This is a genomic window from Herminiimonas aquatilis (assembly GCF_042665175.1).
Classification (GTDB): domain Bacteria; phylum Pseudomonadota; class Gammaproteobacteria; order Burkholderiales; family Burkholderiaceae_D; genus Oxalicibacterium; species Oxalicibacterium aquatilis.
On sequence record NZ_JBHTCC010000003.1, the window covers coordinates 259,794 to 281,514 of the forward strand.

Below are 21,721 nucleotides of genomic sequence, written 5' to 3' on the forward strand. Positions count from 1 at the left end.
GCTTGATTGCCGTTTACTTCAACCATTTTCTTCCTGGTTTTCTCTGCCATGCACTTAAAGACTATCCCCGTTCTTTGCTTGTATTTGCTATTTCCCTCCGTGTGTCCGGCTGAATCTTTCTCCGAGAACGTGCTTGGCATGAAGTTCGTCCTGCTTCCCGCAGGCGAATTTTTTATGGGAAGCGATACGTCCGTGGAGACGCTGGCGCGCAGCTATCCGCAATATGAACGCAAACGTTTTGAGGAGTTGTCGGACGAAGCACCGGTGCACAAGGTAAAGATCACGCATGCGTTTTACATGGAACAACATGAAGTGACAGTGGGGCAGTTTCGGCGCTTTCTTGATGCTTCCGGCTATATGCCTGAATCAGAGGCAGATGGCAGCGGTGGCTATGGTTACAATCCTGATTACGATCCAGCGAAATCGCTGCGTGGCGATGCCTTTGAGGGTCGTAATATCAGGTATTCGTGGCGCGATCCGGGCTTTGCGCAAGGTGATGATCATCCGGTAGTGAACGTAACGTGGAACGATGCCGTTGCGATGTGCAAATGGCTTACTGTCACTGAAGGGAAAAAGTATCGCTTGCCGACCGAAGCGGAATGGGAATACGCAGCACGTGCAGGGACACGCACGCAGTATTACACTGGCGACGATCCACAGTCGCTGTTAGCTGCTGCCAATGTATTCGATACCGATGCTGCAAAAAACTGGTCCAGGTGGCAAAGTTACGCGCTGCCTGGCAGCGATGGCTTTGCCTTTACAGCACCAGTTGGCAGCTTCGCTCCGAATGCGTTCGGACTATACGATATGCACGGCAATGCATGGGAGTGGACTGCCGATTGGCATGATGATCGTTATTATGCGAACTCACCGGTGGCTGATCCGCAAGGGCCGGAAAGTGGAAGTGTGCGAGTACGACGTGGTGGTTCATGGCATACGTGGTCATTTTATGCGCGGTCTTCTTACCGTAACTGGAATGCGCCCAGCACGCGTTATACGCTGGTTGGCATGCGATTGGTGCGTGAAGCGGATTAGCCGCAACTGATTAATTTTTGTTTGCTGCTGCGCTCATGTTTGCTCAGGGCTCAGCAGGAATATGCGTTTGATGAAGTAAGGAAAAATGAAGACATTGATAGAAGTGACGGGTTGCTTTCCCGTTTTACGCGCGCTGAATGCGCAACAATTTACAAATGCAATCGAGCCGCGCTTGCTGGATATTCGCAATCCATTGACTGGTTTGCAAATCGATATGTTCGGCAAGGTAACGTCGGTAGAGATCGCAGAAGAGCGAGGCATCGTCACAGTGGAACTGGAAGTGTCTGACGATTTTTTGCAAAAGCATAATTTAAATTCAGAACAGATCCGCACAATTTTGTTAGAGCGCATTACCAAATTGCGGCATCCTGCGACCGGTGCAATGGCGCGAGTCGAGGCACGATTGGCGAGTTAATGTAGAGGTCTGCCTTGCTCAGTGATTTTGCATAATCATTTTGCAGAATCAGCAGCAAACTCAGCCGCAGAAAAAAGCATCAGCGAACCTTGCTGCGAGTTCTGCCTTGCTTTCCCAGCGTGTTCAAGATTCGCATCTGATTCAACGGCGACAGGTGTTCGACGAACACCATGCCTTGCAAATGATCGAGCTCATGCTGTATGCACATCGCCTTCAACCCATCGGCCTGCAGTTCGAACGATTTGCCTTCCAGATCAAGCGCGCGTACGCGTATCCACGCAGCGCGATTGACTGTTTCATACACATCGGGAACAGACAGGCAGCCTTCCTCGAATTCTGCCTTGCCGCCCATCTTGATTACTTCCGGATTGATCAGCACCAACAGTTGATTTCCCTTCTCTGAAACATCCACCAGGATGATCCGCAGGTGCACGTCCACCTGCGTTGCAGCCAAACCTATACCGTCCGCCGCGTACATCGTCTGCGCCATATCACGCACCAGCTTGTGGATCTGGTCGTCAATCTTTGTGACCGGCTGCGCAATCGTGTGCAAGCGTTCGTCGGGATATTGCAGGATGGCTAGCTTGCTCATGTTGATTCAGATTTTCTCGAAGATGACGCATGCACATTTTAATTGACTGATTTTTATCACCGCGCCAGTCAATTTTTATATTTCCTTTACACCCTACACCGAAGTCTTTACTAAATTTTTAGACCATTTCTCCTAAGCTACTTCTCATCAAAACAATGATGTGGAGTTTGAAAATGGACCTCGTATTTATCGGTGCAATCGCAGCATTTTTCCTGGTTTGCCTGGCGTTCACCGAAGGCTGCAGCCACTTGGGAGAACGTAAATGAACCTATTTTACGTAATCGGCGCCGTTGTGGCGGTCGGTTTGCTCGTTTATCTATTGATGGCGTTGGTGAAAGCGGAGGACTTATAAAATGACTTCGCAATCCATCATGTTGCTCGTCGTATTTTTAGCCGTATTGTTGGTGTTCGCCTATCCCCTGGGCCTGTTCATGGTGAAGGTCGGTGATGGTACGGCGATCCGCGGCTTAGGCTGGCTCCTCAAGCTTGAAAATGTACTTTACCGTCTTGCCGGTCTCGGCACGCAATCTGCGATGAGCTGGAAAAGCTATGCCGTTGCGCTGCTGGTGTTCAATACGCTGGGCGCCTTGTTCGTGTACGCGGTGCAGCGCCTGCAAGCGTGGCTGCCTCTGAATCCGCAGTCATTTGGCAACGTCAGTTCTGATTCCTCATTCAACACCGCGGTCAGTTTTGTCAGTAATACCAACTGGCAAGGCTATGCCGGTGAGGCGACGATGAGTTATCTGACACAAATGCTGGCACTGACCGGACAAAACTTCTTTTCCGCAGCGACCGGTATCGCCGTCGCATTTGCATTGATACGCGGCTTCAGTTCGCGTTCGGCCAAATCGATAGGCAACTTCTGGATCGATCTGACACGTTCCACGCTTTATATCCTGTTGCCACTTTCTATCATCATTGCGATCGCCTTGATGGGGCAGGGTGTGATCCAGAATTTCTCTGCATATCAAGATGTCTCGCTGATCGATCCAGTGACGTATCAGCAAGCCAAAACGACGCCTGACGGACAGCCTGTGGTGGATGCTGAAGGCAAGCCTGTAATGGAAACCCTGACTGCCAAAACGCAAACTATCGCGATGGGGCCGGTTGCATCACAAGAAGCAATCAAGATGCTGGGTACCAATGGCGGCGGTTTCTTCAATGCGAACTCGGCTCATCCTTACGAAAATCCGACTGCACTCAGTAACTTCATCCAGATGCTGGCGATCTTCCTGATTCCGGCTGGTCTGTGCTTTACGTTCGGCCGCCTGGTCGGCGATATGCGGCAAGGCTGGGCAGTACTCGGTGCGATGACGCTGATCTTTATCGTGATGACATCGATCGTGATGATCTCGGAACAAACCGCGCATCCAGCGATGCAAGCGCTAGGCGTTGATCAGGCCCCCAGCGCAACCCAATCCGGCGGCTACATGGAAGGCAAGGAAACCCGTTTCGGTATCAGTGCGTCCACCTTGTTCACTGCGGTGACGACGGCTGCGTCATGTGGCGCCGTCAACAACATGCATGATTCGCTGATGCCTCTGGGCGGCTTCGTGCCGCTGGTATTGATGCAATTTGGCGAAGTCGTATTCGGCGGTGTCGGGACCGGTTTGTACGGCATGTTGATCTTCGCGATTCTTGCAGTGTTCATTGCCGGCCTGATGATAGGTCGCACGCCGGAATATCTGGGCAAAAAAATCCAGTCTTACGAAATGAAGATGGCATCGATTGCGATTTTGGTGACCCCGACTCTTGTACTGGTTGGGACTGCGATTGCCGTACTGCTGGAACCGGGTAAGGCTGGGATTGCCAATCCGGGCGCGCATGGTTTCTCCGAGATTCTGTATGCGTTCACGTCGGCAGCCAATAACAACGGTAGCGCGTTTGCAGGCCTGTCTGCCAACACGCCGTTCTACAACACGTTGCTGGCAATCGCGATGTGGTTCGGCCGATTCGCGATGATCGTTCCGATTCTGGCGGTAGCCGGTTCGCTGGCAGGTAAGCAAAAACTGGAAGCTAATGCCGGCACGATGCCGACGCATGGCCCGCTGTTTATTGCCTTGCTGGTGGGTGTCGTTGTGCTGGTTGGCGTATTGAATTACGTCCCGGCGCTGGCACTCGGCCCCATCGTCGAACACCTGCAATTGTTCTCACGATAGTTCTCACAATAATCAACCAGAAACGGTGAGCGCGAACCGCTTGCCGCTCTCACCAAATTAAAGAAAGCCTGCCATGCAAATGCCAGAATCCAAGGCGGTGCCTGTCTTGCCACGTAAAAGCCTGACGCTTTTCGATACGGCCCTGATAGGTCCAGCCATTGTCGATGCATTCAAAAAACTGACGCCACGTGCACAGTGGCGCAGTCCTGTGATGTTTGTTGTCTATGTCGGCAGCATCATTACTACAATGTTGTTCCTTCAATCGCTCTTCGGTAAAGGCGAGGCTAGCCCTGGCTTTATCTTTGCCATTTCGATTTGGCTATGGTTCACGGTGCTGTTTGCCAACTTCGCTGAATCATTGGCCGAAGGACGCAGCAAGGCGCAAGCGGCGTCCTTGCGCGCCTTGAAGCAAACCGTGCTGGCGAAGAAGCTCTCGGTGCCTAAGCACGGCACATCATGGTTGCCTGCATCGCCGGCCGATTTACGCAAGGGCGATACTGTACTGGTCGAAGCCGGCGACGTGATTCCGGTCGATGGCGAAGTGATAGAGGGCGTGGCATCCGTCGATGAAAGTGCCATCACCGGCGAATCGGCTCCCGTGATTCGTGAGTCGGGCGGTGACTTTTCTTCCGTCACCGGCGGCACGCGCGTGTTGTCCGACTGGCTGGTGGTGCGCATCGCGGTCAATCCTGGCGAAGCCTTCATTGATCGTATGATCGCGATGGTCGAAGGTGCGAAGCGTCAAAAGACACCGAATGAAATCGCCTTGACGATTTTGCTGGTCGCACTGACCATCATCTTCCTGATCGTGACGGTGACCTTATTGCCATTCTCACTGTACTCGGTAGAAGCGGCTGGTAGCGGTTCACCTATTACCATCACAGTATTGATCGCACTGCTGGTCTGCTTGATCCCGACCACGATAGGTGGCTTGCTATCAGCGATTGGTGTGGCCGGCATGAGCCGCATGATGCAAGCCAATGTAATCGCCACGTCGGGACGTGCAGTGGAAGCGGCGGGCGACGTCGATGTATTGTTGCTGGATAAAACCGGCACCATCACACTGGGTAATCGCCAGGCATCAGAGTTTTATCCGGCACCTGGCATCACGCAGATCCAGTTGGCCGATGTTGCGCAACTCGCTTCGCTGGCAGATGAAACGCCGGAAGGTCGCAGCATCGTCATCCTTGCCAAGCAGAAGTTCAACATACGGGAACGCGATATCGCTGCCTTGAACGCGATCTTCGTTCACTTCAGTGCGCAGACACGCATGAGCGGCGTTGATATGGGAGAACGCATTATCCGCAAGGGTTCTGTCGATGCGGTGAAAAAGCATATCGAGTTGCTCGGTCGCCCATTCCCTATAGAAGTATCGAATACGGTGGACGACATTTCACGCCGCGGCAGTACGCCTTTGGTGGTGGTTGATGACGGTCGCGTGATGGGCGTGGTCGAGTTGAAAGATATCGTCAAGGGCGGTATCAAGGAGCGCTTCGCCGAACTGCGGCGCATGGGTATCAAAACCGTGATGATCACCGGCGATAACAAGTTGACTGCAGCAGCGATTGCCGCTGAAGCCGGCGTCGATGATTTCCTCGCGGAAGCAACACCGGAACAGAAGCTCAAACTGATACGCGAATACCAGTCGCAAGGCCGTCTGGTCGCGATGACTGGCGATGGCACCAACGATGCGCCGGCGTTGGCGCAGGCCGACGTGGCGGTGGCGATGAATTCCGGCACGCAAGCCGCGAAGGAAGCCGGCAATATGGTCGATCTGGACTCCAATCCGACCAAGCTGCTGGAGATCGTCGAGATCGGTAAGCAGATGTTGATGACGCGCGGTTCACTGACGACGTTTTCTATCTCGAATGATATCGCCAAGTATTTCGCGATCATCCCGGCTGCATTTGTCACGACTTATCCGCAGTTGAAGGCGCTAGACATCATGCACTTGAGCAGTCCGTCATCGGCCATCATGTCAGCCGTGATTTTCAATGCGCTGATCATCGTCGTGCTGATCCCCTTGGCATTGAAGGGCGTCAAGTATCGCGCGGTGGGTGCTGCAGCCTTGTTACGTCGCAATATGCTGATCTATGGTCTGGGCGGAATATTGGTGCCCTTCGTCGGCATCAAATTGATCGACATGATCCTGACCGTTTTTGGTCTTATCTGAATCAAGAATGAAAGGAATTAATATGAAAGCGACATTTCGTCCCGCACTGGTTTTATTTTCCGTGCTCACCCTGATTTGCGGCGTTATCTATCCGTTCGCGGTTGCCGGCATCGGCAAGCTTGCCTTCAGTGAACAGGCAGAAGGCAGTCTGGTATCACGTAACGGCGAGTTGGTTGGCTCCGCGCTGATAGGTCAGGCGTTTTCATCTCCCCGGTATTTCTGGGGACGTCCATCAGCTACTGGCCCTATGCCTAACAATGCAGCAGCCTCCAGCGGTGCCAATCAGGGGCCGCTTAATCCTGCATTGATCGACAACGTGAAAGGTCGCATCGCTGTGTTGAAAGACGTTGATCCTGACAATACCTTGCCGGTTCCTGTGGATTTGGTAACGGCTTCAGCGAGCGGACTCGATCCTGAAATCAGTTTGGCGGCAGCGCAGTATCAGGCAGCTCGCGTCGCGCGTGAACGCAAGATGGCGCTGGAAGAAGTGCACGGCATCATAGGCAAGTACAGCAGAGGCCAATATTTGGGATTCTTCGGTGAGCCGCGCGTGAACGTACTGGCATTGAATCTCGCGCTGGACCAACGTCAGTAAACGTTAGTTCGGGCGGCCGGTGGATGCAGTCGCCCGTATTTTCTTGTTGTGAGTACCTGACGTTTTCACCGAATATGGCACAATCAAAGCCATTACTTTATTCCTTATCGTCGCCCACATTTATGCCTCCAGTCGATCACCAACGTCCTGATCCAGATGCCTTGTTGGCGCAGGTGCAGGAACAGGAGCGTCGCGCCGAACGGGGTACATTACGCATCTATTTCGGTGCGTCTGCCGGCGTAGGAAAAACCTATGCGATGTTGTCTGCTGCACGCCGGATGCAGGCCGAAGGTCACGATGTGCTGGTTGGTATCGTCGAAACGCATGGCCGCAGTGAAACCGCCGCTTTGCTTGATGGACTGGACGTGCTCCCACGCAAAGAAATTGCGTATCGCGACAAGACCATCACTGAATTCGATATCGATGCAGCACTGGCACGCAAGCCGGCATTGATTCTGGTAGACGAGCTGGCCCATTCAAATGCGCCGGGTTCGCGTCACCCCAAACGCTGGCAGGATGTACAAGAGCTGCTGGAAGCCGGGATAGACGTCTTCACAGCAGTCAATGTGCAGCATCTGGAAACCCTGAACGATGTGGTGGGCGGCATTACTGGTATCCGCGTCGCGGAAACCCTGCCGGACACTGTATTCGATCAAGCCGACGAAGTCGTATTGGTCGATATACCCGCTGATGATTTGCTTGCGCGTCTCAGTGAAGGCAAGGTTTATCAGCCGCAACAGGCTGAACGTGCATCACGCAATTTTTTCCGCAAAGGCAATCTGATCGCGCTACGCGAGCTGGCCCTACGCCGTACCGCTGATCGTATTGGTGATGACGTACAAGCCTATCGGATAGAAAAATCCATCAATGGCGTATGGAAAACCGATTCCGATCTATTGGTCTGCATAGGTCCTCGTGCCGGTTGCGAACATGTGATTCGCAGCGCGGCGCAACTCGCCGTACAGTTGAACGCTGAATGGCATGCCGTGTTTGTGGAAACGCCGCAATTACAGCGGCTGCCTGCTGCACGGCGAGAACATATTCTGAAGACCTTGAAACTGGCGCAGGATCTGGGGGCAACCACGGCCGTCCTTTCCGGCGGTGATATTGCCCGTGAAATCGTCCACTATGCGCGTAGTCATAATTTTTCGCGCATTGTGCTGGGCCGAGGACATGCTAGATGGCTTTGGCAGACCTCGCATTTGAAGCGTATTGCGCACTATGCGCCGGACATCGATTTGATGGAAACCGGACAAGGCGACAATGAGTCTTCTGCGTCGCACAGTTTTGCCGAGCGCTCAAGCCTGACTGCGGATGAAATGCCAGCCGCCCAGAAACACCGCTATTGGCCTTACGCCTGTGCAGTCGCTGCCTGCGGTTTTACCGCCTTGCTGGCAACGCCGCTGCTGCCGCATCTGGATCTGGCCAATATCGTGATGCTGTTTTTGCTGACAGAAGTATTGATTGCCGTCCGTTTCGGGCGTGGCCCTGCAGTAATGGCGGCATTTCTCAGTGTCGCCGTATTTGATTTCTTTTTCGTTCCACCGCGCTTTTCATTTGCCGTCAGCGACGTGCAGTATCTGGTTACCTTTGCAGTGCTGTTGGTGGTCGGATTGATTGTCGGTCAGCTGACATCGGGATTACGTTTCCAGGCCAAGATTGCTGCACATAGGGAAGGCAGGGCACGTGCCCTGTATGAATTTTCTCGTGAGTTATCGGGGGCATTGCAGACCGAGCAGATATTCGAGATTACGCAATCCTTCATACAGAGAACCTTCCGTGCCAAGGCCATATTGCTGTTGCCGGATGATGCGGCACGCTTGTCCTTGCCGACACAAGCAGATGGCAAGTGGGTTGACCATGCAGATAAGAGCAAGAAGGGTAGTGATGCGGTCGCACTTGATCTCGGTATTGCGCAATGGGCATTCGATCGCGCTACGCCAGCCGGCATGGGCACCGACACGCTGCCAGCTAGTATCTATTTTTATCTGCCCTTGGTCGCGCCTATGCGCACACGTGGCGTTCTGGCAATTCAACCCGAGAACCGGCGCTGGATTCTGATTCCCGAGCAAAGACAGCAACTCGATACTTTTGCCGCGCTCGCTGCGATTGCGCTTGAACGCGTGCATTACATCGAGGTAGCGCAAGACGCGCTGGTGCGTATGGAATCCGAACGTTTGCGTAATTCACTGCTCGCTGCGTTGTCGCATGATTTGCGCACTCCGCTGACTTCGCTGGTTGGCTTGTCTGAATCGTTGACGATGTCGAAGCCGCCACTGACCAGCAGTCAGCAAGAACTCGCGCAAGCCTTGCACGATGAAGCGCTGCGTATGGGACATCTGGTTTCCAATTTACTGGATATGGCGCGTATACAAAGCGGTGAAGTCAAACTCAATTTGCAATGGCAGGAATTTGAAGAAGTGGTCGGCAGTGCATTGCGTGCCAGCCAATCCGCGATAGTCCGTCATGAGATCAAAACCAGGCTGGCGCAAGATTTGCCACTGGTGCGCTTCGATGCTGTATTGATAGAACGTGTGTTGTGCAACCTGATAGAGAATGCAGCCAAGTACACACCGGCCGGCTCGCGCATTACCATCGCGGCAGAAACCAGCGGACGTTTTCTGGAAGTTGCGGTCTATGACAACGGCCCAGGTCTGCCGACCGGAAAGGAAGATGCGATCTTTGAAAAATTCACACGAGGTGAACGCGAATCCGCAACGCCAGGTGTAGGGCTCGGATTAGCCATTTGCCGCGCCATCGTCGAAGCGCATCAGGGAACGATACGTGCAGCGCATTCACCTGACGGTGGTGCTTCCATCAATTTCACTTTGCCGCTAGGCACGCCGCCGGCTATGCCGGACCTGGACAAGGATATGGACAATCGCGACACTATTCGGGATCAAGAATCATGAGCGAAGCATTACCCATTGCATTGCTGGTTGAAGACGAGCCGCAAATTCGCCGTTTCGTACGTGCCGCACTGGAAGAAGAAGGCTGGCAAGTCTTCGAGTCTGAAACGATCAAACGCGGTCTGATCGATGCAGGCACACGCAAGCCGAATCTGATCGTGCTCGATCTCGGCTTGCCAGATGGTGATGGCGTCGACTTTATTCTTGATGTACGCAAGTGGTCGGCTGTCCCCATCATCGTGCTGTCTGCACGCGTGAATGAAAGCGACAAGATCAAGGCACTCGATGCGGGTGCCGATGATTATTTGAGCAAGCCATTTGGTGTGGGAGAACTGCTGGCGCGTGTGCGTTCCACCGTGCGCCGACATCGCAAGTCAGCAACCGATGAGCAAGAAGCGTTTCAATTTGGCGACGTCAAGCTGGATATGAAAGCGCACCTGGTTACCAAGGGGAATCAGATGGTGCATCTGACACCGACTGAATACCGCCTGCTGAGCGTGCTGGCAACGAACGCCGGCCGCGTCGTAACGAATCCGCAATTGCTGCGCGAAGTGTGGGGACCATCCCATTCGGAAAGTAGCCACTACTTGCGTATTTACATGGGACATTTACGGCAGAAGCTGGAAGACGATCCTGCGCAACCCAAGTATCTATTGACGGAAACAGCAGTCGGTTATCGCCTGATGTTGCCTTTGTGATTTGATTCGCTGCAATAAAGAATCGCGTTCGGCTAGTTGATCAAGAGTTAGCCGAACGTGAAGTTGATCATCACATTGCCGTTTGAAATACACCCTCGCCCAAACTTCTTTTTTCAATCGTTGTGGCTTCAATCCATCGTGCACTTGATTGATCCTCGTATATCGGTAGTGCCATCACATCTTCCAGAGTTTTCGCCAATTGTTCCTGACCTGCTCGGGACATGGTCGTCATCGGCAAACGTAAATTCTGTTGAAGCTTACCTTGCATCGCCAGTGCTGCTTTGATCGGACCTGGATTCGGTTCAGAAAACAGTAGGCGTATCAACGCTAGCAAACCATTGAAAATCGAAGTCGCTTGTTCTACTTCCCCCAGTTTCATCAATTCATAAACACGTAAAAACAGATCGGGGCGTATATGTGCTGCGGCTGAGATCGCACCGTGTCCGCCTAGCCTAAGTGTGCTCAGGAAAAGTGCATCGTCACCGGATAAGACTTTCAAGGACTTGCTATTAATGATCTCGGCTAATTGCGTGAGATTGCCGCTGCTTTCCTTGATGGCGACAAATTGTGGATCGGTTGCCAGCGCGACGACAGTTTCCGTCGCGATGTTGACGCCGGTACGCGCAGGGATGTTGTAAATCACGATAGGCAAATCAGTCCGTGCCGCCACCGCCTGGAAATGCAAGAGTATTCCATTTTGCGATGGGCGCACATACGAAGGTGGTGACAGCAAAAAACCTGCCGGTGCATATTGATTAAAGCTGGCAATTTTTTCGGCGACTAAGCGCGTATTGCTGCCACTGACGCCCATCAATACTGGGCAACGGGAGCCGACTGCTTCCATCACTGCGCATAACAACGCTGTTTGTTCATGATCATCGAGTGCTGCCGCTTCGCCTGTCGTGCCGCAAACGATGATGCCGTGTACACCTTCGTTTGCCAGGTCGTAGGCAATACGCTGTGCCGCATCGAAATCGATAGCGTTATTGCAAAATGGCGTCACGATGGGAACCATGATTCCTTCAGGATTCAGCATGATATTTCTTTCGGATGAAAAATTAGACGATGGAGGCTGTTTGTTAGGTGTGTGTGATTCGACCGAATTCAGCACTTGGTAGCGAGCGCATGACCGCGTCCATTACTTTTCCGGTAGCAGCTTCGCTCAAGCACAACCATACCTTCATCTTGGTTGCGTGAGCGATAGGCTGCGCTTTGATAAATACGATCAGTTCGCCGCAGGTACGCATAACTAGATGCCGCAGATCGGCTACTGAATCTGCCTTGATCGTAACCAGCATCATGCATTCGGTGCTGGCCGAGGAGGGGACAACTGAGAGATTGCTGGCTTGAGTTAAGGAAGTAGATTGCGCCTGATCGGGACCGATAGCTTCAGTAGTTGTATCAAGTGATTGAAGAGAGGTATTCAGCGTGCTGTTCGCAGATACCGCACTGATATTGGTATTGAAAAATCGTATGGGAACTGGTGATTGCGTTTGCATCAAGGTCAAGCGATTCATGTGAACCTGCTTTGTTGTTATGGTGAAAAGAAGATTAGCAGTTCGAATATAAAAATTGCCTAAAAAAACAGGCTTAGCGTGTAAAAGATTTGTATAAATCAGGAATTAAGGTGGCGATGCGTCGGATAGATGATGTCGTCAAATAGCGCCCAATTTTTACGACATTTTTACGCACGAAAGGATATTGTTTTCTGCTGTTTGAATAACGATATTCTTGATGACTACTTTTGCTGATTTTTTATTTCCTGAAAATATTTTCCTCGACTTGCATGCCGCGAACCAGTTGCAAGCCTTTGCACAAATTGCAGAACTTCTGGAGCGCGAACATCAAATCAATCGGACAGTGATTTATGAAAGCTTATGCGTGCGTGAGGAGTTGTGTTCTACAGGCTTGGGACAGGGCGTAGCCATTCCTCATGCGCAGATCGCTGAATTGCCGCAACCGATTGCAGCTTTTGTTCGGCTCGCTAGGCCTATAGCTTTCAATGCGCCGGATGAACTGCCTGTTTCAGAATTCTTTGTCCTGCTTTTACCTGCCAGGACGACCTACGTGCATTTGCAGATACTGGCCGATGTGGTTGGCAAACTATGCGATCAAAACTTCAGGGACAAGCTAACGGTTGCCCATCATCCTCTTGAGATACAGGCCTGCTTTAAAGTTTGATATGTATCTTGATAAGAAAATGCCCACATCAGTGGGCATTGTGTTGTTGTATGACTTAGAGACTATGGCTCTGAATCGATATACAAAGTGATGGTCGCTAAGGGGTCAGGCTTCGAGCGTGGCCGTCAATGTGATCTCGGCATTGCCCTTGAATAGTTTGGATACTGGGCAGCCAACCTTGGCATCATTGGCGATCTTTTCGAAACCAGCTTGATCGGTACCCGGCACTTTACCGACCAGATCCAGATGGATTTTGCTAATCGCAAAACCACCTTCTACTTTGTCCAATGTGACAGTCGCTGTGGTTTTCAAGCTGTCTGCGGTCAGCTTCGCCTTACCTAGTTCGCCTGACAAGGCCATCGTGAAGCAGCCTGCATGCGCTGCACCTATCAATTCCTCAGGGTTCGTGCCAGGTCCATCTTCAAAGCGCGCCTTGAAGCCATATGGCGCTTCTTTCAGTACGCCGGTTTCGACCGAAATACTGCCGATACCGTCCTTGATGCCGCCTTTCCATGCTGCTGATGCGGTTTTGTTCATGTGTGTCTCCTTGAATGGTTGAGGTTAAAGATAGAGCACAACAAGCTTGATCGGTTCCATTGAATTTCTCAGGAACGATTTGTGATTGACGCAGAGAAAGAAAAGCCCGCGCCATCGTTAATGATGGCGCGGGCAGATTCATGTGATGACTAGCTTGCGAGCGGGGTTACGCGGCAAGGGTGGATCAGCAAAGATTCTAGTGCTTGAAAATACAGGCTTAGAAAGTTTTGCTTACGGTCAGAACCAATGCAGTTTTTCCCATGAACTTGGCGTTGACTGGCGATGCATAGGCGTCTTTATCGGCGTTGGTGCCTATCACAGCAAGCGCGCCGGTTGCAATACCGAAGTCCTTGGTGACGCCGATTTTCCAATCGGTGTAGCTGAAGCGGTCATTATTCACGCCGCCGCTGCTTCCTTTTACTGTTTGATGACCTGCATGCAGATTGAGGATAAAGCCTTTACCTACCTCAAGATTCATCCCCGCATCCAGATAGCCGCTGCCTTCGCTATCGATATAACCGAATAGATCGGTGACAGAGTACGAATATTTAATATATGCAGGTCCGTAGCCAAGCTGGGCGTAGAGTTCCGTGGTGTTGGCACTTGGGTTCAAGTCATTGGATGGGTAAACGTAAGTAAGAACGCCCACGTCGTAAGACACATCTTCGGTAATGGCACCGCGCTTGCCGCCATACACATCTATTTCGACGCTGCCGCTACCGCCAGCATCTTTGACGAATTTGATAGTAGAGAGCCAAGTGCCGGCGTAGAATCCACTTGGATTGTGGACGTAATCGGCACCGCCTTGCAATGCAGGTTCCAGACGTGTCTGCGAAATGCCGCGAAAACGATAATCCGATGTGACGCCTGCATTGAAGCTGACTTCACTATCAGACTTATGTTCTTGAGCGTGCGCGATGCTAGTGGTAAATGCGGCAGTTATCGCGGCAACAACGATCAATTTTTTCATCTATTTATTCCTCCGTTATTAACTAAAAGTGACAGCGAACAAAGCCGCTAGCTTCAGTGCTGCTCGCGAGTAAATACGCGTATGGAAATCTGTGTTCGCTATCTTGAAACGCAGCTTATAGATCGGGGAATAAAGATTTTCTAAAAAGAAGGCTGTTCTACGTAAAAGCCCTATATAAATTGCGCTGTATATAAACTGATTCGAATGTCTCCGTGATTTCGGAAAAAAGCACATCTCGCTGAAAAATGATTTAAGACTTGACCTTCCAATCATGGGAAGGATTAGAGTCGGGTATGGATATCGATCTTATTGAGGAGCGTCATGAAGCAATCCAGTCAGGAAATCGAAATTCGTCCGGATATTTCACTCTCCGTCGAGGGGATGACATGTGCATCCTGCGTGGGGCGGGTAGAACGAGCGCTCCAAGCCGTGCCGGGCGTAAAACAGGCTTCGGTCAATCTGGCGACCGAGCGCGCCACTATACAGTTGGGAAATGATGTCGAACGCTCGGCCCTGATTGAAGCGATAGAGTTGGCTGGGTACGAGGTGCCGTCCGCGAGTTCTATCGACATCAACATCGATGGAATGACCTGCGCCTCTTGCGTCGGAAGAGTAGAGCGTGCGCTATTGGCGACTCCAGGTGTGCAGTCTGCAACAGTGAATCTGGCGACAGAGCGTGCCAACGTGGTGGTCAGCAATAAGGTCCATGCCAGTGCGCTGATTGCTGCGGTTGAAAAAGCAGGTTATCAGGCGACATTGATAGAGCAGACCACGACCAGCGATGACGCGGCAGCGCAACGGCGTGATGAAGAGCTCAAGTTACTGCATAGGGATTTGCTGATTGCCGCCGTGTTATCCGCCCCGGTATTTGTCCTTGAAATGGGCGCGCACCTGATTCCCGGCATGCATGAATGGATAGGAGCCACCATTGGGATGCAGGCGAGCTGGTGGTTGCAATTCTTCCTGACCACCATCGTTCTGTTGTTCCCCGGCTTCAGGTTCTATCAAAAAGGCTTGCCCGCATTATGGCGGCGCGCGCCGGACATGAACTCCCTGGTCGCGGTCGGAACTCTGGCTGCCTACGGTTTTTCCGTCGTCGCGACCTTTACACCGTTTTTGCTGCCGAGCGGCACGATTGCGGTCTATTACGAAGCGGCAGCGGTCATCGTGACACTGATCTTGCTGGGGCGCTTTCTGGAAGCCAAGGCAAAGGGACGTACCTCCGAAGCGATCAAACGCCTGGTGGGCTTGCAGGCAAAAACTGCGCGCGTGCGCAGAGAGTTAACTGTCATGGATTTACCGATTAGCGATGTGCTCACTGGCGATATTGTTGAAATTCGCCCAGGTGAACGCATTCCCGTTGATGGCGTGGTGCTCGAGGGTGCCAGCTTTGTCGATGAGTCGATGATTACCGGCGAGCCTGTGCCGGTCGAGAAGATACGGGAAGCCGCCGTCGTGGGTGGCACCGTCAATCAGACTGGTGCGCTTGCCATCAAGGCGACGGCAGTTGGTGGCGCAACAGTGCTGGCGCAAATCATCAGGATGGTTGAACAGGCGCAAGCTTCGAAGTTGCCGATTCAGGCGATGGTCGATCGCGTCACGATGTGGTTTGTACCGGCTGTCATGAGCGTGGCCGCGCTGACGTTTTTGATCTGGTTTTTCTTCGGCCCCGAGCCGGCTCTGACATACGGTCTTGTCAATGCAGTTGCCGTCCTGATTATTGCGTGTCCATGCGCAATGGGATTGGCGACGCCGACCTCCATCATGGTGGGAACCGGACGCGGCGCTGAGATGGGCATACTTTTCCGCAAGGGTGAGGCGCTGCAGCTACTGAAAGAAGCATCAGTGGTCGCGGTCGACAAGACAGGCACGCTTACCGAGGGCAAACCGGCACTGACGAACATGACGGTCGCAGATGGTTTTCTGCGTGATGAGGTGCTGGCGAAAGTTGCCGCAGTTGAAGCCAAATCCGAACATCCGATTGCGCGTGCGATTGTCGCAGCGGCGCAAGCCAGCGGCTTGGTGCTGCCGACAGTGAATAGTTTTGATTCCGTGACGGGTTTTGGTGTACGCGCAATCGTAGCCCTGGACGGAACAGAAACACGCGTTGAAATTGGTGCAGATCGTTATATGCGGCAACTGGGGCTCGAGCCTGCCGCTTTTGCATCTATCGCGTCGCAACTCGCAGATGAAGGCAAGACACCCCTGTACGCCGCGATCGACGGCAGGCTGGCTGCCATCATTGCAGTTGCGGATCCGATCAAGACGACGACCGTCGATGCCATCAATGCACTGCACGCACTCGGATTAAAAGTCGTGATGATCACCGGTGACAATCGCAGAACCGGTGAGGCAATCGCGCGTACATTGCATATTGATGAAGTAATCGCCGAAGTACTGCCCGACGGAAAAGTGGAGGCAGTTAAACGACTGAAACGGGATTATGGTCGGCTGGCCTATGTCGGTGATGGCATCAACGATGCGCCAGCACTGGCTCAAGCCGATATCGGGATCGCGATAGGTACCGGCACCGATGTCGCAATTGAAGCCGCAGATGTGGTCCTGATGTCAGGAAATCTGCAAGGCGTGCCGAACGCCATCGCGCTATCCAAGGCCACCATAGGGAATATTCGGCAAAATCTCTTTTGGGCCTTTGTGTACAACTGCGCGTTGATCCCTTTGGCGGCGGGCGTGCTGTATCCGGTCAACGGCTTGCTGCTGTCCCCGGTGTTTGCTGCCGGTGCGATGGCCTTGTCGTCAGTGTTTGTATTGGGAAATGCACTGCGCCTGAAGAAATTTCAGCCACCGTCAGCGACCGATAACACGCACTTATCACCATGAATTGACCAGAGCCAGAAGGGGCTTGAGAAAATCTCCGGTGCCGCTGTATTACGCAAACTGAGATAATCTTGCTGCAAACAATATTGATAGATATGGCACTTTCGCGAGTAGGGATATTCAAGCTTGTATCGCTTGCGAGCCGATAAGGAAATTTACTTTGAGTCAGCAGCACATCAAGTCGCACAGTGAAGACGATGATCACAATCATCATGACGAGCACCACCACGATCATTCCCCGCATGCGCATGCAGGACATGACCACGCGGGACATGATCATTCAAGTGGTGCGCACAGTCATGCGCCTTCAGTAACCGAAGCAAACGAAAAGCGTATTCGGATCGTCTTTTTGATGACCGCCGGTTATGCGGCAGTACAAGCAGTGGGCGGCTGGATGTCGGGATCGCTTGCCTTGATTGCCGATGCCGGACATATGGTGTCTGACGCGGCGGCCTTGTTGCTGGCTTTGATCGCTTATCGGGTAGCGGCACGTGCGCCCGATGAGTTGAGAACCTACGGTTTTCATCGTGTACGCGTGCTGGCGGCTTTGGCTAACGGTGCTGCGCTGCTGTTGTTGGTGGCCTGGATTGCGTGGGAAGCGGTCGCCCGTTTTCGTTCGCCAACTGCAGTACTCGCCGGACCGATGCTGGTCGTCGCGATTATTGGATTGTGTGTGAATCTGGCCGGCGCGTATGTGTTATTGCGTGGGAATCAGGGCGACGGCAATCTGAGAGGCGCCTTGCTGCACGTGCTAGGTGATCTGCTCGGATCCGTAGGCGCGATTGCGGCGGCGATCGGTATCATGCTCACCGGCTGGACCGTGCTCGATCCCATCTTGTCGGTGCTGGTTGCGGTACTGGTGGTACGGTCCGCATGGGGATTGGTGTCCGATTCGATTTTCATTCTTTTGCAGGGTACACCGCGCGGTCTGGATATCAAGGGCGTCGAAGCGGATATTGCCGCCTTGCCAGGGATTGCAGAAGTAGGGCATTTGCATGCGTGGACACTGACCGACACCAGCATTGTGGCAACCATACACGTCACACCTGCACCGGGTTCAGACCCTCTCGCGCTGCCAGAGTTGGTGGTGGCGCGATTAAAGAATCAGCATGCCATCGAGCACGCAACCGTGCAGGTCGATCCTCCTGGCGGAATTCAGAAGCCGTGCGCGAACAACTGATCATGGCTTGCGCCAGCTCGATTGATCTGCGGTTTCGAGGAAATATGCATCAAGGAACAATATAAAAAATGGGATAAAATCCCGCTTACTTATGAAACGCCTTCTGATAATTTTCATGCTCATCGTTGTGCCGCTCCAGCTGAGCTGGGCCGCGGCAGCCGTGTATTGCGAGCATGAAACCAATCCGAAGACGGTGCATTTCGGACATCATGAGCATAAGCACATCGCATCTGCAGACGAGTTAAAGACGGATATTTCAAAGTCGGCGTCCGCAGTTGATGGCGATTGCACGTCCTGCCACCTGGGCGGCGTGGCTCTGTTGACTATCACGCCATCAATCACTTTTGATGCATTGAGTACTTCACTCACCATCACTGACAATTCCTTGCTTGCTTCAAGTCGCCCATCCCGACCTGAACGTCCCAAATGGGCAGTCGCCGCTTCCTGATCCGGCGCCCGCTCTTTCTCTATATTTTCTACTTTCGATGTAGTTTCTAGCGCAGGTCGTCGGATTCCCTTTGTCTGCTTTGTCTGTTTACCAAGGAAATTCGATGCAAAAGTCTATATTGCCGCTTTTGTTTGCGGCATCGTTAGCATTTCCCGTTCATGCACAAACGGCGTCTTATGCCGGCGTGACATCGCAATCCGACATTGCGCAGCCCATTGCTTTAACGCGCCTTACGCTGGCCGCTGCCCTGGACCTGGCGCTGAATGCCAACCCGGAAATCGCAGCGGCACGGCGGGAGGCGCAAGCCGTTGAAGGCACGATTCAGCAAGCAGGTCTCATCCCAAATCCAGAGCTTGCCGTATTAGTTGAAGACACCAGAAGCGAAACTCGCACGACCACAGTGCAAATCAATCAGGCCATTGAACTCGGTGGAAAGCGCGGTGCACGTGTAACAGCAGCAGAGCGCGGACGTGACTTGGCACTGATGGAGCTCAGCGAAAAACGGGCCGACATCCGTGCCAGAGTCATCGCGTCCTTCTACGATGTCTTGATTGCGCAGGAACGTTATCAGCTCGCCGAAGCAAGCGTCGTGTTGGCACAGCGCGCCACGCTGATTGCATCCAGGCGTGTGCTGTCCGGAAAAATTTCTCCGGTTGAAGAAACACGTGCACGCGTGGCGGAATCCGGCGTGCGTATCGAGCTCGCGCAAGCGGCAAACGAGCTGGAATCGGCACGTCGACAATTGGCCGCGACGTGGGCCGACGTCAGCCCGCGTTTCGAGCGAGTGGAAGATCCTGCGACCGATATTCCAGTGCTGTCCTCGCTGCAGGAGTTGGTGCAACGCTTGCAACAGTCGCCAACTTTGCTGCGCGCAAAAATGGAAGTCGCGCGCAGGCAGGCAATGGCGGAAGTCGAACGCACTCGGCGGATATCCGATGTCACGCTCAGCCTGGGTAGCAAGCGTGATGAACAGATGGGGCGCAATCAGGCCGTGATCGGATTATCGATGCCATTGCCCGTATTCGATCGCAATCAAGGCAACGTCGTCGAATCGCTGCGTCGCACTGACAAGGCCCGCGATGAACTCATCGCGACAGAAGTCAATTTAAACATGCAGCTGGGACAGGCACATGGTCGCTTCAGCACGGCGCGTTTGGAAATGGAATTGATGAAAAAGGACATCCTGCCTGGGGCGCAACGCAACTACGAAGCAACGACAAAAGGGTTCGAACTGGGCAAGTTCAGCTTCCTTGAAGTGCTGGACGCGCAACGTACTTTTTTTCAAGCCAAATCGCAATATTTACGCTCGCTGGCTGAAACCTATCGTGCAGCAACTGACATAGACCGCCTGCTGGGCGAACCATTTTCTGCCATCAAGTAACAGAGGCCATGATGAAATTCACACCACTTAACAAACAACGCACCATCATTATTATCGTCATCGCTGTCGGCCTGCTGCTGGGTGGCCTGATCCTTGGCATGGGTAAAAACAAGTCTGGGGGCGATGCCCATGGACATGCCGAATCAGAAGATCATGCTGATGAAAAAAATCATGCGGAACCTGAATTAAAAAAGGGACCGCATGGCGGCAAGTTGTTCAGCAAAGATGGTTACGCTCTTGAAGTCACTATTTTTGAACAAGGGGTGAAACCTGAATTCCGTTTATACGCTTACAAGAGCGGCAAGCAGCTCGATCCAGGTGCGAGCCAGGTCAGCGTCACGCTGGATCGCCTCGGCCGTCCACCGCAAGTATTCACCTTCGTAAAAACAGGGGATTACCTGAAGGGCAATGCCATCGTTGAGGAACCGCATTCCTTTGACGTCACCATCAATGCGCGGCACGAGGACAAGCCTTATCAATTTTCCTACTCGCAGGAAGAGGCGAGGGTAGCGATGAGCGATGAGCAATTGAAACAAAATGGTGTACAGATACTGACCGCCGGCCCTGCACGTATCAAAACCAGTTTGCAATTGATAGGGGAAATCCGCCTGAATGATGATCGCACAGTGTATGTCGTGCCGCGTCTGGCCGGCATTGTTGAATCAGTACGGGCCAACGCAGGTGATCAAGTACGCAAAGGCCAGGTGCTGGCGATTATTTCCAGTCAATCTCTGTCGGATCAACGCAGCGAATTACTGTCCGCGCAAAAGCGTTTCACCTTGGCGCGCACAACGTACGAGCGCGAGAAAATGCTGTGGGAAGAGAAAATTTCTGCCGAACAGGATTATCTGCAAGCCCGGGCAGCGATGCAGGAAGCGCAAATCATGGCGCAGAGTGCACAGCAAAAACTCGCAGCATTGGGCGCGTCAGCCACATCTGCCAACCTGACGCAGTATGAAATTCGTTCGCCTATCGATGGCGTGATTACCGACAAGCGCATCTCTACCGGTTCAGTCACCAAAGAAGATGCCAACATCTTTGTGATTTCTGACTTGTCTACCGTATGGGTAGACCTGACTGTGCGCGCCGAGGATATTAACCTCTTGAAAACCGGACAAAAAGGCGCGGTCAAATCCAGCGCTTTCGATGAGCAAGATGTCGGAAGCGTTTCATACATCGGGGCATTGGTCGGCGAACAAACACGCAGCGCCAAAGCGCGACTGCTGCTATCCAATCCCAAAGGAATCTGGCGTCCCGGCTTGCCCGTCAATGTAGAGCTGATCGCCGGCGAAGTGGATGTGCCGGTTGCCGTATCGGTCGATGCGATGCAAACAGTACGTGACTGGAGCATCGTATTTGGTCGCTATGACCAACAGCTGGAAGCACGACCTTTGGAACTGGGGCGTAGCGATGGCAAGTTTGTTGAAGTACTCAAGGGATTGAATGCTGGTGAAAAATATGCCGGCAACAATAGTTTTCTCATCAAAGCAGAGCTAGGCAAGTCAAGTGCCAGCCACGACCATTAAGGCGATCGGAATGAAAAATATGATCGTCGCGGAGCCAGCGTATCTGCTCGCTCCAGCCTTGCGTGGCGCGTGTCATTTGCCTTG

General features: G+C 52.8%; 19 protein-coding genes. 14 read left to right on the plus strand and 5 right to left on the minus strand.

Annotated elements, in window-relative coordinates; all coding sequences use genetic code 11:
* Positions 1-138 precede the first annotated feature (138 nt).
* Both ACFQO0_RS13655 and ACFQO0_RS13660 read left to right on the plus strand, forming a co-directional pair.
* Entirely contained in the window at positions 139-1,035 is an 897-nt protein-coding gene (locus tag ACFQO0_RS13655; protein WP_382235541.1) for a formylglycine-generating enzyme family protein, read from the plus strand.
* An 85-nt stretch (positions 1,036-1,120) separates the two neighbouring features.
* Complete coding sequence (locus tag ACFQO0_RS13660) at positions 1,121-1,450, plus strand: hypothetical protein (protein WP_382235543.1); 330 nt, start codon at positions 1,121-1,123, stop codon at positions 1,448-1,450.
* 79 nt (positions 1,451-1,529) lie between these two features.
* Here the strand turns inward: ACFQO0_RS13660 and def are convergent, their stop codons facing one another.
* Entirely contained in the window at positions 1,530-2,042 is a 513-nt protein-coding gene (def, locus tag ACFQO0_RS13665; protein WP_382235545.1) for a peptide deformylase, read from the minus strand.
* A gap of 262 nt (positions 2,043-2,304) precedes the next feature.
* Between def and kdpF the strand changes: the two genes are divergently transcribed.
* From kdpF to kdpE, 6 genes are all read left to right on the plus strand, one after another.
* Positions 2,305-2,394: a K(+)-transporting ATPase subunit F gene (kdpF, locus tag ACFQO0_RS13670; protein ID WP_382235547.1), complete on the plus strand. Its 90-nt coding sequence runs from the start codon at positions 2,305-2,307 to the stop codon at positions 2,392-2,394.
* Between the two features lies 1 nt (position 2,395).
* Positions 2,396-4,201 carry a potassium-transporting ATPase subunit KdpA gene (kdpA, locus tag ACFQO0_RS13675; protein ID WP_382235549.1) on the plus strand — a complete coding sequence of 602 codons (1,806 nt, stop codon included), beginning with the start codon at positions 2,396-2,398 and terminating at the stop codon, positions 4,199-4,201.
* Between the two features lie 79 nt (positions 4,202-4,280).
* Positions 4,281-6,374: a potassium-transporting ATPase subunit KdpB gene (kdpB, locus tag ACFQO0_RS13680; protein ID WP_382235928.1), complete on the plus strand. Its 2,094-nt coding sequence runs from the start codon at positions 4,281-4,283 to the stop codon at positions 6,372-6,374.
* 22 nt (positions 6,375-6,396) lie between these two features.
* A complete protein-coding gene (kdpC, locus tag ACFQO0_RS13685; RefSeq protein ID WP_382235551.1) occupies positions 6,397-6,969 on the plus strand; it encodes a potassium-transporting ATPase subunit KdpC in 573 nt (190 codons plus the stop codon).
* Between the two features lie 122 nt (positions 6,970-7,091).
* Entirely contained in the window at positions 7,092-9,881 is a 2,790-nt protein-coding gene (gene kdpD / locus ACFQO0_RS13690; RefSeq protein WP_382235553.1) for a two-component system sensor histidine kinase KdpD, read from the plus strand.
* On the plus strand, positions 9,878-10,576 hold the full coding sequence (gene kdpE, locus ACFQO0_RS13695; RefSeq protein ID WP_382235555.1) for a two-component system response regulator KdpE: 699 nt from the start codon (positions 9,878-9,880) through the stop codon (positions 10,574-10,576). Before kdpD ends, kdpE begins: the two co-directional genes overlap by 4 nt.
* 70 nt (positions 10,577-10,646) lie before the next feature.
* On the opposite strand, the gene dapA is transcribed toward kdpE, so the two are convergent.
* Positions 10,647-11,612 (minus strand): 4-hydroxy-tetrahydrodipicolinate synthase, encoded by a 966-nt coding sequence (dapA, locus tag ACFQO0_RS13700; protein WP_382235557.1) that lies wholly within the window; start codon positions 11,610-11,612, stop codon positions 10,647-10,649.
* 43 nt (positions 11,613-11,655) lie between these two features.
* Positions 11,656-12,093 (minus strand): hypothetical protein, encoded by a 438-nt coding sequence (locus ACFQO0_RS13705; protein ID WP_382235559.1) that lies wholly within the window; start codon positions 12,091-12,093, stop codon positions 11,656-11,658.
* Positions 12,094-12,310: 217 nt separating this feature from the next.
* Between ACFQO0_RS13705 and ACFQO0_RS13710 the strand changes: the two genes are divergently transcribed.
* A complete protein-coding gene (locus ACFQO0_RS13710) occupies positions 12,311-12,757 on the plus strand; it encodes a PTS sugar transporter subunit IIA (RefSeq protein ID WP_382235561.1) in 447 nt (148 codons plus the stop codon).
* 105 nt (positions 12,758-12,862) lie between these two features.
* Here the strand turns inward: ACFQO0_RS13710 and ACFQO0_RS13715 are convergent, their stop codons facing one another.
* Both ACFQO0_RS13715 and ACFQO0_RS13720 read right to left on the minus strand, forming a co-directional pair.
* On the minus strand, positions 12,863-13,294 hold the full coding sequence (locus ACFQO0_RS13715) for an OsmC family protein (protein WP_382235563.1): 432 nt from the start codon (positions 13,292-13,294) through the stop codon (positions 12,863-12,865).
* 217 nt (positions 13,295-13,511) lie between these two features.
* On the minus strand, positions 13,512-14,264 hold the full coding sequence (locus tag ACFQO0_RS13720; protein WP_382235565.1) for a TorF family putative porin: 753 nt from the start codon (positions 14,262-14,264) through the stop codon (positions 13,512-13,514).
* Positions 14,265-14,585: 321 nt separating this feature from the next.
* Here ACFQO0_RS13720 and ACFQO0_RS13725 point away from each other — a divergent pair, with 321 nt between their 5' ends.
* From ACFQO0_RS13725 to ACFQO0_RS13745, 5 genes are all read left to right on the plus strand, one after another.
* Positions 14,586-17,105 (plus strand): heavy metal translocating P-type ATPase, encoded by a 2,520-nt coding sequence (locus ACFQO0_RS13725; protein WP_382235567.1) that lies wholly within the window; start codon positions 14,586-14,588, stop codon positions 17,103-17,105.
* Positions 17,106-17,277: 172 nt separating this feature from the next.
* Entirely contained in the window at positions 17,278-18,282 is a 1,005-nt protein-coding gene (locus ACFQO0_RS13730; protein WP_382235931.1) for a cation diffusion facilitator family transporter, read from the plus strand.
* A 91-nt stretch (positions 18,283-18,373) separates the two neighbouring features.
* On the plus strand, positions 18,374-18,730 hold the full coding sequence (gene czcI, locus ACFQO0_RS13735) for a cation efflux protein, CzcI family (protein WP_382235569.1): 357 nt from the start codon (positions 18,374-18,376) through the stop codon (positions 18,728-18,730).
* A gap of 103 nt (positions 18,731-18,833) precedes the next feature.
* A complete protein-coding gene (locus tag ACFQO0_RS13740) occupies positions 18,834-20,111 on the plus strand; it encodes a TolC family protein (protein ID WP_382235571.1) in 1,278 nt (425 codons plus the stop codon).
* An 11-nt stretch (positions 20,112-20,122) separates the two neighbouring features.
* Positions 20,123-21,637: an efflux RND transporter periplasmic adaptor subunit gene (locus ACFQO0_RS13745; RefSeq protein WP_382235934.1), complete on the plus strand. Its 1,515-nt coding sequence runs from the start codon at positions 20,123-20,125 to the stop codon at positions 21,635-21,637.
* Positions 21,638-21,721 lie beyond the last annotated feature (84 nt).